Genomic DNA, 15,724 nt, shown 5'->3' with positions numbered 1-15,724 from the left:
ATGTAAGGGGAAGTTTTTTAATCAATAAAACAAGAATGACTAGAAGCTATCCGAAAATACCGTCAGCAGCAGAGAGGAAGAGGAAGCTTACGTGGAAAACAAAGAACTGAAGCGAGGCCTGGAAGCGCGTCATATTCAGATGATTGCTTTGGGCGGTACGATTGGTGTTGGGCTATTTATGGGGTCAGCCAGCACGATCAAATGGACAGGCCCATCCGTCATGCTAGCTTATGCAATTGTAGGAATTTTTATTTTTTTCATCATGCGTGCAATGGGTGAAATGTTGTATATGGAACCGAGTACGGGTTCATTTGCGACCTTTGGGCATAAGTATATCCATCCGTTAGCAGGTTATATGACGGCCTGGAGCAACTGGTTCCAGTGGGTCATTGTCGGGATGGCAGAGATCATCGCAGTCGGGCAGTATATGCAGTATTGGTTCCCCGATTTACCGCCTTGGATTCCAGGTATTATTGCGATGGTGATTCTCGGTGCAGCAAACCTGGTCTCAGTAAAATCATTTGGTGAATTTGAGTTTTGGTTTGCCATGATCAAAATTGTCACGATCGTTTTGATGATTATTGCAGGGTTTGGCTTGATTTTCTTTGGCATCGGAAATGGTGGAAACGCAATTGGATTATCGAATCTGTGGGAGCATGGCGGATTCTTTACGGGCGGCTGGACAGGCTTTTTCTTTGCTCTTTCCTTGGTGATTGGGGCGTATCAAGGTGTCGAGCTCATCGGGATTACCGCAGGGGAAGCAAAAGACCCGAAAAAAACATTAACGAGTGCGATTCAAAGCATTATCTGGCGCATTTTGATTTTCTATATTGGTGCGATTTTTGTGATTGTAACCGTTTACCCTTGGGATCAATTGCAGGCAATCGGCAGTCCGTTCGTTGCTACTTTTGCGAAGGTTGGTATTACCGCTGCTGCAGGTATCATTAACTTTGTCGTGATCACTGCTGCTATGTCTGGCTGTAATAGCGGGATATATAGTGCAGGGCGTATGCTGTATACCTTAGGTGTAAATGGCCAAGCGCCGAAAATTTTTACGAAGCTGTCTTCGAATGGTGTGCCGTTGTTAGGTACGATTGGTGTTCTGATCGGTCTGGGTATTGGGGTTATCCTAAGTTATATCGCCCCAGAAAATCTCTTCGTGTATGTGTACAGTGCGAGTGTGCTGCCTGGTATGGTTCCGTGGTTTGTCATTTTGATCAGTCAAATCAGATTCCGTAAAGCAAAGGGTGCTGAAATGGATAACCATCCATTTAAAATGCCTTTTGCCCCAGTGTCCAACTATTTGACCATTGCTTTTCTCATCATGGTACTCATCGGTATGTGGATCAATGATGAGACACGCGTCTCCCTGATTGCTGGGATTGTCTTCTTAGCGATTGTGGTCATCAGTTTCTTTGCACTAGGAATTAGCAAGGCAGTTCCATTGGATGAGCAATCAAATAAGAAATAGCGAAGGAGACCAACATTTGTTGATCTCAGGCTGTAGATAAACACATGTTTTGTTTCAAGAAAAAATTAGACTCGTGTACAATTAATTCCGAAGGATGAAAAATTAAGATAGCTTTTCCGTTTAGCCCATCTTGGCTAAGTGGAGAGCTATCTTTTTTATGTTCTGTGCGCCTGCTATCATTAATGCTTGCTCTAACACATTACAAAAAAGGTTGCCGAGACTATCTCGACAACCTGGTGATCCGAAAATTTGATTTTAACCAAATGTGAAACTTTCTGCCTAACTAATCCAAACGTTCCTATCGATATTGCTGCCAGTTGGTACAATATCTTCTATTCTTGCTGATCCGATTGTATTGCCGTATTGGTCTACAGCACGAACATAAAAACTGAAGCGTTTTCCAACTCTTAAAGCAGTTATGTTAGCAACAGTAGCGGTCATACTACCATGTTCATAAACACTGCCATCTGTCATGTTTGTCAGCATATACTCATATCTCACTGCATTTGAAACATTGTTCCAACGTACAGTAAGATTCACAAATTCTGCAACAGAAGCTTTTGATTCTTTACTAGACGTTGAATATTTAGTGGTTGAAGTAGTCGCGAGTGCTTGTTGTCCCTCCTGGGCAAATGCAGGAACGGCTGAAGTCAATACTGCCAGTGTTGCTAAACCAGTTATAAACTTTTTCATATCAAAACACTCCTTCTTAATCTTTTATTTACCCGCCTCCAGGAGCCTAATATGTTTGTTTGGGTATTTACAATATACATTATTTTACATCATATGTAAATATATGGAAATTCATATATCAACGTGCAGGAACAAGCTCTCAAGCTCTCATGACAGCTACTTGCCCAAAAAACAAGAAGATCAAAATGAACAAGGTTGCCGAGACTTTCTCGACAACCTGAGACCAGCAAATGTTGGTTCTTTTTTTGTTCATCAAATCGCCTTTGTACGGCATACCTACTTCGTTTATCATTAGGATGACTGGACTGGTTAGCCGTTTTCAGCTGCAGATGTCCGGGCTCGTCAATGGGTAGACTAAAGCGGGATACTCATTCATGATCTGAGAAAAAAGGAGCATAAGAATGAAACAACGCAACTATACACCGATTATCGTTATTCTCACCATAGCGATTAACACGCTTATCGCCATCTTGTACTTTATGCCGAAAAACAATGATTTCAGCCATCTCGACCTGACGTTTCTGCCGTTTTTTAATGCGGTCATGAACAGCTTCACCTTTGTATTTTTGGTTGCCGCGCTTGTTTCCATCGTGAAGTACAAAAACATTAAGATGCACCGGGGATATATTTTTGCAGCCTTCTCCACAACAGCTCTCTTCTTGGTTTCGTATGTGATCTACCACGGAATGGCACCTAGCACTTCCTTCGGGGGAGAGGGAATTCTGCGTCCAATCTATTACTTCATCTTGATTACACATATTCTGTTGTCGGCGATTATCGTTCCATTTGCGCTGATTACGACTGCACGTGGACTCAACATGAAAGTGGAAAAACATAAAAAAATTGCTCGTTGGACGATGCCGATGTGGCTGTATGTCAGTGCGACGGGTGTCATTGTTTACATCATGATTTCTCCATACTATTAATCAAAAAAAGAGCATTAGCTGCTATAGCTAACGCTCTTTTTTTATGGACGAAGCCTTTATATTTTCGTTTCACGTTTCTTAAACCAGCGTTTGGGGAGGAAATAAATAAGCCCCGACACGACAAGAAAAGCCGTTAAGATGGAGATAATCTCTAATACCGTCACGTAGTTGAGGTCTTCCCATTCGCCCACATGCAGTCCGTAGAAGAGATCTAAAATGGGATCTTGTTTCAAGGCTGTGATGTGCCCTTCAGAAGAAACAGTCAGCCGCAGAATCGGATCTCTGCTGACGTACACTTTGAAAGAGCCACCTGATTTTGCGATCGATCTGATTTCATCCCAAGAATATTCCCCTGTTTCTACTAACTTCTCCCCCACGTAGGCAATGGTTAGCAGTTCTGGTTGGGCAGGCACTTCAATCATTGTCGTTTTCAAGTCGGTGGCTTTTTCCTGATACCAAGGGACATTTAACAGGAGAAAACCTGTAATGGCCCACATCAGTAAGAAAAGGCTAACGATGAGTCCGATGTAGCGGTGGAAGTTACGGTTCCACTTCTTAAATAGCATGCATGGTTACTCCTCTCGATGATGTTCTTGATGATTATATAAACTATCTTGATAAAAGGAGATGGCTCACATGAGCTATTTTCCATGTATTATTCGTGAACCTGGTCGTAGTGCACTTACCAATCCCATTGACTTTGCTTGATTCCAAGATTTTGGGCGAGTATGGAAGCAATCGGTTGCTTGATGGGTGCAAGTGAATTTGCCGTGCAGCTCGATTCTGGCTGATAATTCAATTCCTTCGCTTTTTGTATATCAGCTTCTGCTAGATTATTTGTTTTGTTTGCTTGCTCATAACAGGGTGGTGAAATATACGTCTTGTTCGTGTGCTCCAATATGATTCGTGTATCTGGGGAGGGGCCTGCCTCAACAGGAATGGAAAGCACGCCTGCTACTATAACCACTGCACAAATGCCAATAAGAGGTCCTCGCTTCATCATATTCACTCCATCAATTTAGTAAAGGATTGTCCAAATGAGCCGATTTATTGTAACACCTTATATCCAAGACAGTAATGGCTCAATATAGCTATTTACATAGAAAAACCACCGCCTCCAATCTAGGACGGTGGTTGATTATCTATGAAGAGATCTCTATGCCGTTTTCGTCGACACCAAGAGCTTGTCGGGCCATGATCTTGAACTCTTCCAGCCCTGATTTCAATGCGAAGATGGCAAGAATGACGGGGTACACGGATGTCATTTCAGCGATATGCTCATGCATACGCGGCCATACACGGCCTCCTGCTTTTTCGTAGCGTTTGATGAAGTCAGCCAAGCCTGAATCGCCAAACAACATGTAAAAGACCGTAAAGTCCGTCGCCGGATCAGCTACCTCGGCCTCCGTCCAATCCAGAAGCCCCGTTACCTTGCCGTTTTCAGCAACCAGGATATGCCCCGGATGGAGGTCACCATGCACAAGAGCAGAGTGAGCAGGCCAGAATGTGTCATCCGCAAGCCATTTTTGCCATCGATCCCATAGCTCCCCAGAAACGCCAAAGACGCGTTTGACCTCATTCATCTTTTCTCGAAGGCTTGCTCGTGCTTCGCTAGGCTGCTTGACGCGGATACCAGCATCTCGAGCAAGATCATGATGGATACCGTGTAATTCCACCAATACCTCCGCCCACGTTTGTATGCACAATTCAGGTAGGGATTCAGGATTCAAATACCACTCATAATTTTTTGTTTCCATATTGATCGTCGCCATCGGTGTGCCACCCAGGATCGGATAAGCGATGAATTCAGAGGTGTGGACCTGCCAATCCGGTACTTCGACATGTAGATGTTTGGCAACGAGATCTAACACCTTTTTCTCGTAACGAGCAGTTTCGACGACATCGTCCCGGCGTGGTTGGCGCAACACCCATGGAACACCATCTATCGTACTTGCAAAAATCGCAAGGAAATCTAAGCCGGATTCATTCACCTTCACAGTAGTTGGGTCTACAAGGATTCCATTGTTTTTCGCGATGGCAAGCATTTGCTCTACATTGTTTTTTGACATAACAAAAACACCTCATTCATGAATAGTTTTAAATCAATCAAACACAAATAAACCCATACCATTCCGAGTTTTGAAAATGGCTGAGCCTATATGGGGTTTTGTCGATTTTAACGAAGTCTCATGAATGCGATGCCCATTGCAATGTCCATCATCGTAACCTCCTGTAATTGAAAACAAAGATAGTGTACCATGGAATTTAACGAATAGCGACAAGGAGATTAGCGATCATGAAATTGATTTCTTGGAATGTAAATGGACTTCGCGCATGTGTAAACAAAGGTTTCTACGAGTACTTCAAAGAGGCGAATGCCGATATATTTTGCTTGCAGGAAACGAAGCTGCAAGAAGGTCAAATCGAGATGGAGATCGGCGAGGAGTATCATCAATATTGGAACTACGCAGAGAAAAAGGGCTATTCCGGGACGGCTGTTTTTACAAAAATGGAACCACTATCTGTGCGTTATGGCTTGGAAGAAGACCATGAACCTGAAGGACGCATCATTACATTGGAGTTCCATGATTTCTACTTGGTAACGGTATATACCCCGAATGCGAAGCGTGATTTGTCGAGATTGGATTATCGGCTGGAATGGGAGGATCGGTTTCGGAACTACTTATTGCAGCTAGATGCGAAGAAGCCTGTAGTGGTTTGTGGGGATCTGAATGTCGCCCATCAAGAGATTGATTTGAAAAATGCGAAGTCCAATCGCGGTAATTCTGGCTTTACTCCTGAAGAGCGTGAGAAGATGACGAGCTTGCTGGCAACTGGGTTTGTAGATACCTATCGATATTTTTATCCGGATCAGACAGATTCATATACGTGGTGGTCTTTTATGCCGAAAGTGAGAGAACGGAATATCGGGTGGCGTATTGATTATTTTCTCGCGTCTGAGCGATTGGCTCCGTCGTTGCTCGGAGCGGGAATTGACTCACAGGTAATGGGAAGCGATCATTGTCCGGTCGTGTTGGAGCTGGGGAACATCGAATAAAGAATGGGAGGAAGGGAAGGATAATGAGTAAGTATGCTATGCCTGTAGTCAGCAATTGTAAGGGTGAGTGACCTGAAATAGCAAAACTGCCTATAATCAAACAATTAAGACGAAATTGGATATAAGCGAACGTTGATATGAAGAGGGGGAGTTTCGTACAATGACCATGTAAGACTTCTAATGAAGAGGGGATAGGATATTGCTAACCATGAATTTGTTACTAATTGCTTTTCTGATTTTTGCTACTGCTTTTTTTGTGGCAACTGAATTTGCAATTGTAAAGCTTCGCCCGAGCCGTGTAGACCAATTGGTCATGGAAGGGAGAAAGAATGCTCTTGCTGTTCAGAAAGTAGTTAGTAACCTGGATGGATATTTGTCAGCGTGTCAATTAGGGATTACGTTGACAGCCATTGGCTTGGGGGTATTGGGGAAACCGACGATTGAAAGCATCATTAGCCCTTTTCTTACGCCTTATTTACCCGAACAAGTCGTTGCAGTTCTGTCGTTTGTGATTGCTTACTCGCTCGTTACGTTTCTCCATGTGGTTGTCGGGGAACTGGCACCGAAAACCGTGGCGATCCAAAAGGCAGAAGCGGTTAGCTTACTGTGTGCGAAACCTATTATTTGGTTCTATAAATTGATGTACCCTGCAATCTGGGTACTGAATGGCTCTGCTGCTCTGCTTGTGCGTTCATTCGGTATGAAACCGACCAAGGAGCATGAAGAAAGTCACTCAGAAGAAGAGCTGCGAATCATTCTGACGGAAAGCTATGAGAGCGGAAAAATTAATCAGTCTGAGTATGGATACGTCAGCAATATCTTTGCCTTTGATGAGATGCTGGCCCGCGAGATTATGGTCCCGCGGACAGATATGAGCTGCTTGCACAAAGAATATACCCTTGAGCAAAATCTGCGAATTATGAAAGAAGAGCAGTATACCCGTTTCCCGGTTATTTCGCAAAACAAAGATCATATTATCGGGATGATTAACACGAAAGAGTTCTTTCTGAATTATGCCGATGATCCAAATTTGGATATTTCCAAGCTCATCCGACCGTTTTTGACGGTTTCGGAGGCTACACCTGTAAAAGATCTTTTGAAAAAAATGCAGAAACAAAGAACACATATCGCCATCCTGATTGACGAATATGGCGGAACCTCCGGACTGGTTACGATCGAAGACATTTTGGAGGAAATTGTCGGTGAAATCCGTGATGAGTTCGACGCGGAGGAAAAAGCCGAAATCGAAATCGTGGAAGAGAACAGCCATGTGATTGTAGACGGAAAGGTACTTCTCTCCGAGGTTAACGACTTGCTTAACGCCAATATTAATGAAGAAGAGCTCGATACCATCGGGGGCTGGCTATACAGTCAAAATCCGACGCTTAAAGAAGACATCCAATGGCAATACGATGATCTCGTCTTTACGATCCGAAAGAAAGACAAGCATCGTATACGGAAAATTGAGATTCAGAAGGCAATGGGAGTTCCAGCTCGTGAGCTGCAGGACGTAACCTAATCAAAAGATGGGGGATTCCCATCTTTTTTCCTTGAATGTATTGGCAATGGGAGCATACAAAAACGGGGCCGAGCGATGCGGTCCCGTTTGTTTTGTTATTACGTATAAACGATATCGTAAGTAGATTTAATGACTCCATTCGCATACTGCTTCATATCCACTAAATCTAGCTTGAGACGTGGCTTCACACTACCAAATAGAGGTGTACCTTCCCCGACCATCACCGGATTCACCTTCAGTACTAATTGATCAATCAGTTTATGTGCCAGTAACGCCCCTGCCAATTCACCGCCCCCACATAGCCACAGCTTGCCGTTTTCTTGCTGTTTGAGATTTTTGATAAATTCGATGGCATCGCCTTTGACCAGCTCGACTTCTGCATTGGACTCAAACTGCATGGAGCTAGAGAAAATATAATGCTTGATCCCCTTATAGCCTGGTTCGCCCGGTTTGGCCCCGAATTTAAACCCAAATTCGTAGGTTTTGGCGCCCATCAGCACAGCATCATATTCCTGAATTTCAGATAAAAAGTCCGGTACATGTTCACCTTCGAATAAAAAGAGCGTGCTTTCGATATCTCCATCCATCATCGCTTGATCCGCAATGAAATTGTCTAACGATACGGCGACATGATAAATTAATGAGGCCATTTGGAAATCCCTCCTTTTTTCTCCATTCCATTTTATGTGAAAATAATAAGGGCTTGCACGCATTTTCATTTGAAGAGGAGGATCGACATGAAGCAAATGACGCCGGAAGAGCAAGTGCTTCTTGAGGAATTGTATAGATCGGACGAAAGAAAAGTAGAAATTCTCCACTTCTTGGCTAGGAAGGGAAGCATGATTACTCTGACCTTTCTATTACCATTTGCTTTGGAGAAAAGAGAAGAAATACAAAAGGCAGCACTTGCGGCTATTCATCAAATAACCTCACGCCTGCGTAAACAAGATTTCATTAGCTTGGATCAATACATACGGAGATTGACCCCTTATTCAAATAAAAACCAATTGGCAGCGTGGCATGAATTGTTGCCAGAGGATATCCGGGAGTTTTCGATAAACGATGAGTCGGACCTTTGTTTCATCGGAATTTGCAGCTTCCATCGAAACGGTTATGTAAGGGAAGCAGCAGTTGAAATGTTGTTAAAACAGGTTACGGGTGCGGAGATTCCCTTTTTGCTGATCCGTTTGAATGATTGGCAACCCAAAATTCGTTATCTGGCGTTTAAGGCATGTAAGCTGAGATTCCGTCCAAATTATGTGAAGCACTTTCTCGAATCCGTTTTCTTGTTGAAGCATTTGTCCGCATACTATAACCGTGAAAAGTTCTCCGATTTCCTAGAGGAGATCGACGCAATGTTTCGTCATCCAAATAATAGGGACGTGGTACGCAGTGGTTTTCACTCAAAAGATCCGGTTGTTCGGCGATTTTGCTTTGATTTGGCAAACAACCTTCACGATATCGATCCGGATGAGGTTATTGCAGAGGCTTTGATTCAGAAGGATGCCTTGATCAGGCTCCAGATGGTTAAGCATATGTGCAAACAGGACGAAAATGATCGCCTGCAAAGATGGCTCGATCAAATTCGACGTGACGTTTTTCCTCCTATTCGCCAACTGGCCCTACAAGCTTATGTGGATCGCTTTCCTGAGGAATCGACTGATGCCTTGCTTGCTGCTCTGCTTGATGGGCATAAATCCATCCGCGAAATGGCCCGATTTTATTTGAAGGACAAGAAGATCGATTTCGCTGCCTTCTATCGAGAAAAATTGGTTGGTACCGAGGAGCAGGTGATACCAATAGCGATTGTGGGAGTAGGCGAAACGGGTGTGAAAGCAAATGATCAATGGATTCTCCCGTTTTTGCGCCATGAAAATGAACGGATACAACGAGCAGCAGTGAAGGCACTCGCTATGCTGAATCCAGAAGATCACATCGAAGTTTTTATCCGCGCTTTGCAAACCAATAAACGAAGCGCATCTCGGGAAGCAAGACAAATACTAGCGGATAGGATAGAGCTTCGTCATGCGGACATGCTTTGGGAGATGCTCAAAAAAGATGTGGGCCTTCACGTGAAGAAAAACATTCTCTTCTTATTTTCGAAGATGAACAAGGCAGACAGTATTTCATTATTATTACGGGCATGTGTTGTGCAGGAAAAAGAAATACGCGATGATGCAATCCTGTATACCGAGCAGTGGCTGTATGGATATAATAGAAGGTTCTATCTGCGATTAAAGGATGAACAGCGTGAAAAAATTAGCCAAATGCTTGGTGAGGTTCGAGAGTTTCTGCCGGAGGATATAGCTGAATTCGTCGAGTCGCTCCTTGCGAATAAATAAGGAAGGGGCACCTTTATAGGTGTCCCTCTACTTCGTATTTTCAGTTTGTCCCCAACAGTTCTTTTAAGGTGTTATCAATAAACGCGGTATCGACAGGGTTAAGTCCAAACCCAGCCAAGTGTCCCCAGATCGATTCAATCGGCTTAAAGGTAGCGTTTGGGATGTGCTTCGTCTCATATTCACTGTCTTCTGGCGTGAAATACAAATCAGTCCGTACGGGCATCACAACCGTCCGTGCCTGGATGCTTCGTAACGCCGCCTTAAAGTCTCCCTTGTACCTATCATTTTGGCTTATGTCGGCATGCTGCCAAGTCCACATCATCGCCAGCAAATCGTTTGCATCCGAAGGAACAAAGCTCTCCTCCCAAAATCCTGAGATAAATTCGGAAAGTGTCTTATAGCCCAAAGCTTTATAGCATTCCTCGCGGTAAAATGGCTGCGAAAACCCCCAACTCGCATAAACGCGCCCCAAGGTACGCAAGCCAACCTCGGGAGATGCTGTATACTGCCCGTTATTCCAAGCTGCATCGGCCTGCAATGCTGCTCGGATCCCTTCGATCAAGACGATGTTATGCGGCCATGTTTTTGCGGTGCCGGCAAACGGAGCCAATCGTTCAACCATATCTGGGTAGCTCGCTGCCCAATGAAAAGCCTGGATGGCCCCCATCGACCAGCCGGTTGCCAGCGCAATTTTTTTGATGCCAAACCTCTCCGTAATGAGTCGATGCTGAAGTACGACATTATCGTAGATTGTAACGTGTGGAAAATTGGCCTGATCATATGGACTTGCCGTATTGCTAGGGGAGGACGATAGCCCGTTGCCGAGCATATTGGGAATGATGATAAAATATTGATTCGGGTTCAAAGCCTTATCTTCCCCGATGAGCCATTCGTTTTGGTAATGCTGGTCTCCAAATGAAGTAGGAAATATAATGACGTTATCCTTGGCTGCGTTGAGCGTGCCATACGTTTTGTAAGCAATAAATGCATGCGGTAGTGTCACGCCTGACTGCAAGCGAACCTCTCCCAAGTGAAAAATGTCGTAATCCATCTCGCATTGCTCCTTTGTAAGCATGATTTTTTTCAACTATAAACGTTCCCGTACAGGGGAAAGTCAAGGGAATGATAGATTGGGGTTTTTCCATGTTTAAGATCAGTGAATTTTCCCGATTGAGTAGAGTGTCTTTAAAGACGCTTCGTTTTTATGACCAGATTGGCATTTTGAAGCCAGCGGATATCGACAAAGAGACTGGCTATCGGTTTTATGTAGCAGAGCAATTGGTTACGCTCAATCGAATCCTCATGTACAAGGACTTGGGATTTACGTTGCAACAAATTCAGCAATTGCTGCATGAAGAGATGTCCCTGGAACAAGTGCAAGGCATATTCAGGCAAAAAGAAAGGGAAATGGAACAGCTGCTTGAGGCGGAGCAAGCCCGATTGAAGCGAATCAAGGAGCGTCTGCTAACGATCGAGCAAAAGGGGTACGTAGAACAAGAGGTTGTCTTTAAACGAGTCGAAGCCCAAAAAATTGTCTCGTTCCGTTCAGAAGGTACGGTAGAAGAGATTCCGATGCTTTTCGATCGGCTGGCTCAATATGCTGGCAAGCAGCAGAGAGGAATGCTTCCTCCCATCGTTTTGTGGAAGGAGTCGGAGAGAGACGAGAGGGTATTCGAATTGGAGATCGGCTATGTGCTCAAACAAGACATTCCTTTGCCATCCGACATGCTAGAAATACGTATGCTGCCGGAGGAGCCAATGATGGCCACCCTGGTCCAGCGAGTAGAACCATTCGTTCCTTCTACGGCCTGCATAGACTTGGCAAAATGGATAGAGCGAAATCAATACCGGATCAAAAAAGATCAGCCAGGCAGAGAAAACTATCTGCAATCCTCACATGGGGGCGATACGTATGTAGAAGTACAAATTCCCATTGAATCCCCATGAAGAAGGCCGGTACCTGTATAGACGACGAGGTACTGGCCTTTTGCTTGTGTTCATTTGACGCTGATGGAAGGCAGGTAGTACAGTAAAGTTGAACGGAAATACAGAAAATTCCAAAGGGGAAAGAAGGGAATCCTGCTATGAATAGAAAAGCACGTCGGTTCATTGATCTGAGTGTGCCTCTTGATCGTCTGGCAAAAGAACCGTTTCCTCCTGATATTCAATACAGTAATCATGAAGAAGGGGCTGTCCAAGCTGCGCAGTATTTCGGATTGCAGCCAACGGATTTTCCCGAACAGAAGGCTTGGGCGAGTGAAACGGTGACACTCACGACACATATAGGGACACATGTCGATGCGCCTTGGCATTACTGGCCTACTTCAGAGGGAGAGCCAGCGAAAACGATTGATCAGTTGCCGTTGGAGTGGTTCTACGGAGATGGTGTCCTGCTTGATTTTAGCGAAAAGCCGTCTGGCTATGAAATCACGGTGAATGATGTAAAACAAAAGCTCGCCCAAATCCAATACGAACTGAAACCGTTCGATATTGTCCTGATCAGGACCGATGCGGATAAAAGATACTATGAAGAGCACTATTTTCAATCACATGCAGGAGTATCCGCCGAAGCAACACATTGGCTGATTGATCAAGGAATTAAGGTCATGGGAACCGATGGATGGGGATGGGATATTCCGTTTTCCGTTCAAGCTGCTGATTATAAACAAAATCCGCGCGATGGCGTTTTATGGGCGGCTCACTATGTGGGAAAAGAGAAAGAGTATTGCCAAATTGAAAAGCTGGCGAATTTGGAGCAATTGCCGAGGGCCTACGGGTTTACCGTTTCTGTGTTTCCTGTAAAAGTGAAAGGAGCGAGCGCGGGATGGGCGCGTCCGGTTGCGATTTTTGAGGAAGAGGAGTAGTTGCATGGGCATGAACAAGAGAGCGAAAGTTCTGTTCCTCTTATTCTTCTTGTGCCTTTGTTTCATCATGATCGCGTATATTTCGCTGATCGGGTATCCTGCATTGCCATTCGAATCCAAGTCCAAAAGAGAAGTGACGGAGCTGTTGGAAGAAAACACGGGAACAATCGTCAAATTGACGACGGAGGAAAACGTCGATTGGTATGGATATGGGCCGCAAGCGAATCAAGCTTCAGCGGCAGAAGCGATGAAACGAGCAGTGACAGAAAAAGGCTGGACCTTTATTCAGCAAGAAGGGGCCGGATACTTTTTCGAACGAGGGAAAGAGAAGATGATCATCACGTCACAAATGTGGACGGGCAACTATGTACTCTTTCGAATCCCCGCAGGTTCGCTTTCCACAACAAATATTTCTCTCGTAAACAAACAGCACAAGGCCGATACCCCGCAGCAATAGCGGTAGCCTCATCAGCAAAAAATACACGATGGCGCACATAACCGCCTCGCGCAATGGCTCTGATGGCAGAGGGACAATCCAGTCGGCCATATATTTTACCTGGCTTGTAGCCGCCAAATGTACCGGGTGTATCGCTTTTATAAAACTGGCGATCGGCTCCTAGCAGGGTGTACGTTTTCGCAGGCATGTGGCTTCCTCCTTTATTGGTTGATGTCGGTACATTCACTCCAACAGGAGGAAGCCATAGCAAGCCTACATGGACTTTTTTACGAGAATTTCGGAATCGCGAAGTAGGCAGTCAAGCGGTGGTTGATCTGCTCTTCGGTGAGCTCTGGGAACAATCTCGCTTCCTTCACCATATCGTACAGACGCTCCATCGGCTCGCGGCCATCGGCTTTCTTTGCCTTCGCGTCGTTTTTGAGCAGCTCCCAAATCCCAACCACATACTCGCGTCTGGTGATATCTTGTTTGCGGAAAAAGAAATCGAGTCGCTCCACATGGTCCATGAATTCGTCGCCGAAGCGCTTGTCCGCTTCCCCGCGCAGGAGGGCGATTTCTGCCTCGTACATCGGACGTTCGTTGCCTTTTTCCTTGCTGATCCAAGGTGTCTCCAGTACAAGCGGCAGGTGACGGATTTTCTCGTGGTTCACGATGTAATTCATCGCATCAAAGCCAATGAGTCCCGCACCGATTGGCGCATGGCGGTCTTTGCCTGCTCCGCGGAAGTTTTTGCTGTCATTCAAGTGAACGACGGCGAGACGCTCCAAGCCGATTGTCCGGTCAAACTGTTCCAGGACGCCATCAAAGTCATTGACGATATCATAGCCAGCGTCGTGAATGTGGCAAGTATCCATGCAGACGGTCAGCCTGCTGTTGTCTTCTACTTTCTCGATGATGGCTGCGATTTCCTCAAAGCTGCGACCGATTTCCGTCCCTTTACCCGCCATCGTCTCCAACGCGATTTTCACGTCGGTGTCTTTGACGCCTGTCAGAACCTCATTCAAGCCTTCTGCGATCCGAGCGATGCCGTACTCTGCATCCTTGTCTGTGTATGCGCCAGGGTGCAGCACGATATTTTTGACGCCAATATAGTCGGTCCGGCGAATCTCTTCTTGCAGAAAGCGGACAGCGAGCTCATAGGTATCGTCCTTGTAAGAGCCCAAGTTAATAATGTACGGAGCATGTACCACAATTTCATCCACGCCCTGCTTGGCCATTACTTCTTTGCCTTCCGTAATGTACTGGTCCTCGATTGGTTTGCGGCGGGTGTTTTGCGGTGCTCCCGTGTAGATCATAAAGGTACTCGAGCCGTAGGTAGCTGCTTCTTCGGCGGCATTCAGCAGTCCCTTACCGGAGAATGATACGTGCGAACCTATTTTTAGCATAGGATAGAACCTCCTTTGATTAATAAAGAAAACGCCATAAATAAAAAGTAGCGTACGACTCCCAATTCGTCCAAGCCTTGGACAGCTCTCGTATTTCTGCTTTTGTCGGCTTTTTTTCTTTGCCTAGTAAAAATTTGATCGCATTATGCAGGCCGACATCGTCAATGGGAAAAGCAGAGGGAATTCGCAGACAGCGCATGAGCACATAGTTGGCCGTCCACGGTCCAATCCCACGGATGCTGGTCAATCGTTTCTCCGTGGTTTGATAATCTCCTCCGTCCCATAATAGCTCTTTCGATAGTTTCCCTTCAACGATGAGTTGTGCGACGTCAATCAAATACTCGCATTTCTTGGTCGTCATGCGCAATCCATCCAGATCAGCGACGGTCAATCCGGCGATTTTTTCTGCTGTCGGAAAAAGCCAATACGTCTCTCCTTCGAACTCTACCCGTCTTCCGAATGTCTCTACCAACCGCCGTTTAAGCGTATACGCATAGGTCAGATTAATTTGCTGTCCAAGGATTCCCCAACTGAGCGCTTCAAACAGGTCGGGAATGCCCATGGTCCGCAGCCCGTAAAACTTTTCAACGGCCTGCTTTAGAAGAGCATCCCCTGCGGCAAGCTCATAAAACGGAACCAGGTCTCGATCGAGATCGAACCAATCGCGGACATAGCGTGCTACCTCCATCCGGACTTTTTCAGTGGGAAGCGAAGGGCTGAGAAAGCGCACAGTCAATCCTTGATCGTTATCTGCGTGAATTTCGACTACTTGTGAATCTTGTTCGATCGGGATGGCTTTGTAGAGGCGCCCGTTTTGAATGTGAAACATGCATTCGTTGGATGCTCTGGACAAGTATTGAAGATTTTGCGAAAAGCTGAATTCCTTAGGTACGGACAAGATCATTTCTTCTCTATTATCGACCCAAGTCGAGTGTGGTAGACCGCTTGTCATGCGAAAACCTCCTGTCTGACTTCCTCCTAGTTTTATAACAAGAAAAGCTACCCTGTC

The 15,724-nt window shown here is 45.3% G+C and carries 17 protein-coding genes; 8 read left to right on the top strand and 9 right to left on the bottom strand.

Annotation, left to right across the window (positions count from 1 at the left end; genetic code table 11):
- Nucleotides 1-91 precede the first annotated feature (91 nt).
- The gene (locus EL268_RS28770; RefSeq protein ID WP_106657416.1) at nt 92-1,471 is read left to right on the top strand and encodes an amino acid permease; all 1,380 of its coding nucleotides are present in this window, start codon (nt 92-94) and stop codon (nt 1,469-1,471) included.
- 279 nt (nt 1,472-1,750) lie between these two features.
- Here the strand turns inward: EL268_RS28770 and EL268_RS28765 are convergent, their stop codons facing one another.
- Entirely contained in the window at nt 1,751-2,164 is a 414-nt protein-coding gene (locus tag EL268_RS28765; protein WP_106657415.1) for a DUF2059 domain-containing protein, read from the bottom strand.
- 401 nt (nt 2,165-2,565) lie between these two features.
- On the opposite strand from EL268_RS28765, the gene EL268_RS28760 reads away from it, so the two are divergent.
- Nucleotides 2,566-3,090 (top strand): DUF420 domain-containing protein, encoded by a 525-nt coding sequence (locus EL268_RS28760; protein WP_106657414.1) that lies wholly within the window; start codon nt 2,566-2,568, stop codon nt 3,088-3,090.
- 56 nt (nt 3,091-3,146) lie between these two features.
- On the opposite strand, the gene EL268_RS28755 is transcribed toward EL268_RS28760, so the two are convergent.
- The 3 genes from EL268_RS28755 to mphJ form a co-directional block, all read right to left on the bottom strand.
- Nucleotides 3,147-3,656, bottom strand: coding sequence for a PepSY domain-containing protein (locus EL268_RS28755; RefSeq protein ID WP_106657413.1), 510 nt, complete (start codon nt 3,654-3,656; stop codon nt 3,147-3,149).
- A 116-nt stretch (nt 3,657-3,772) separates the two neighbouring features.
- Nucleotides 3,773-4,093, bottom strand: a complete 321-nt coding sequence (locus EL268_RS28750) for a hypothetical protein (RefSeq protein ID WP_232030144.1) — start codon at nt 4,091-4,093, stop codon at nt 3,773-3,775.
- 139 nt (nt 4,094-4,232) lie between these two features.
- Nucleotides 4,233-5,159: a macrolide 2'-phosphotransferase MphJ gene (mphJ, locus tag EL268_RS28745; RefSeq protein ID WP_106657411.1), complete on the bottom strand. Its 927-nt coding sequence runs from the start codon at nt 5,157-5,159 to the stop codon at nt 4,233-4,235.
- Between the two features lie 227 nt (nt 5,160-5,386).
- Between mphJ and EL268_RS28740 the strand changes: the two genes are divergently transcribed.
- Together EL268_RS28740 and EL268_RS28735 are read left to right on the top strand one after the other, a co-directional pair.
- On the top strand, nt 5,387-6,148 hold the full coding sequence (locus EL268_RS28740) for an exodeoxyribonuclease III (RefSeq protein ID WP_106657410.1): 762 nt from the start codon (nt 5,387-5,389) through the stop codon (nt 6,146-6,148).
- A gap of 199 nt (nt 6,149-6,347) precedes the next feature.
- Complete coding sequence (locus tag EL268_RS28735) at nt 6,348-7,667, top strand: hemolysin family protein (protein WP_106657409.1); 1,320 nt, start codon at nt 6,348-6,350, stop codon at nt 7,665-7,667.
- A 98-nt stretch (nt 7,668-7,765) separates the two neighbouring features.
- Here the strand turns inward: EL268_RS28735 and EL268_RS28730 are convergent, their stop codons facing one another.
- Nucleotides 7,766-8,317, bottom strand: coding sequence for a dihydrofolate reductase family protein (locus EL268_RS28730; RefSeq protein WP_106657408.1), 552 nt, complete (start codon nt 8,315-8,317; stop codon nt 7,766-7,768).
- Between the two features lie 87 nt (nt 8,318-8,404).
- Between EL268_RS28730 and EL268_RS28725 the strand changes: the two genes are divergently transcribed.
- Entirely contained in the window at nt 8,405-10,009 is a 1,605-nt protein-coding gene (locus EL268_RS28725) for a HEAT repeat domain-containing protein (RefSeq protein WP_106657407.1), read from the top strand.
- A gap of 40 nt (nt 10,010-10,049) precedes the next feature.
- Here EL268_RS28725 and EL268_RS28720 read toward each other — a convergent pair whose 3' ends face one another.
- Nucleotides 10,050-11,060 carry an alpha/beta fold hydrolase gene (locus EL268_RS28720; protein ID WP_106657406.1) on the bottom strand — a complete coding sequence of 337 codons (1,011 nt, stop codon included), beginning with the start codon at nt 11,058-11,060 and terminating at the stop codon, nt 10,050-10,052.
- Between the two features lie 92 nt (nt 11,061-11,152).
- On the opposite strand from EL268_RS28720, the gene EL268_RS28715 reads away from it, so the two are divergent.
- The 3 genes from EL268_RS28715 (at nt 11,153) to EL268_RS28705 (ending at nt 13,330) form a co-directional block, all read left to right on the top strand.
- Entirely contained in the window at nt 11,153-11,956 is an 804-nt protein-coding gene (locus EL268_RS28715) for a MerR family transcriptional regulator (protein WP_106657448.1), read from the top strand.
- A 137-nt stretch (nt 11,957-12,093) separates the two neighbouring features.
- Nucleotides 12,094-12,873, top strand: a complete 780-nt coding sequence (locus tag EL268_RS28710; RefSeq protein WP_106657405.1) for a cyclase family protein — start codon at nt 12,094-12,096, stop codon at nt 12,871-12,873.
- Between the two features lie 4 nt (nt 12,874-12,877).
- Entirely contained in the window at nt 12,878-13,330 is a 453-nt protein-coding gene (locus tag EL268_RS28705) for a hypothetical protein (protein WP_106657404.1), read from the top strand.
- On the opposite strand, the gene EL268_RS28700 is transcribed toward EL268_RS28705, so the two are convergent.
- The 3 genes from EL268_RS28700 to EL268_RS28690 form a co-directional block, all read right to left on the bottom strand.
- Complete coding sequence (locus EL268_RS28700) at nt 13,212-13,517, bottom strand: Ada metal-binding domain-containing protein (RefSeq protein WP_115984539.1); 306 nt, start codon at nt 13,515-13,517, stop codon at nt 13,212-13,214. The two genes, EL268_RS28705 and EL268_RS28700, sit on opposite strands and share 119 nt — an antisense overlap.
- A 79-nt stretch (nt 13,518-13,596) precedes the next feature.
- Entirely contained in the window at nt 13,597-14,715 is a 1,119-nt protein-coding gene (locus tag EL268_RS28695; RefSeq protein WP_106657403.1) for a deoxyribonuclease IV, read from the bottom strand.
- 19 nt (nt 14,716-14,734) lie between these two features.
- Nucleotides 14,735-15,667 carry a DNA-3-methyladenine glycosylase 2 gene (locus tag EL268_RS28690; protein WP_106657402.1) on the bottom strand — a complete coding sequence of 311 codons (933 nt, stop codon included), beginning with the start codon at nt 15,665-15,667 and terminating at the stop codon, nt 14,735-14,737.
- Nucleotides 15,668-15,724 lie beyond the last annotated feature (57 nt).

Source organism: Brevibacillus brevis (assembly GCF_900637055.1).
In the GTDB taxonomy this organism is placed as follows: domain Bacteria; phylum Bacillota; class Bacilli; order Brevibacillales; family Brevibacillaceae; genus Brevibacillus; species Brevibacillus brevis.
This window is presented reverse-complemented; position numbering and strand designations above follow the sequence as displayed.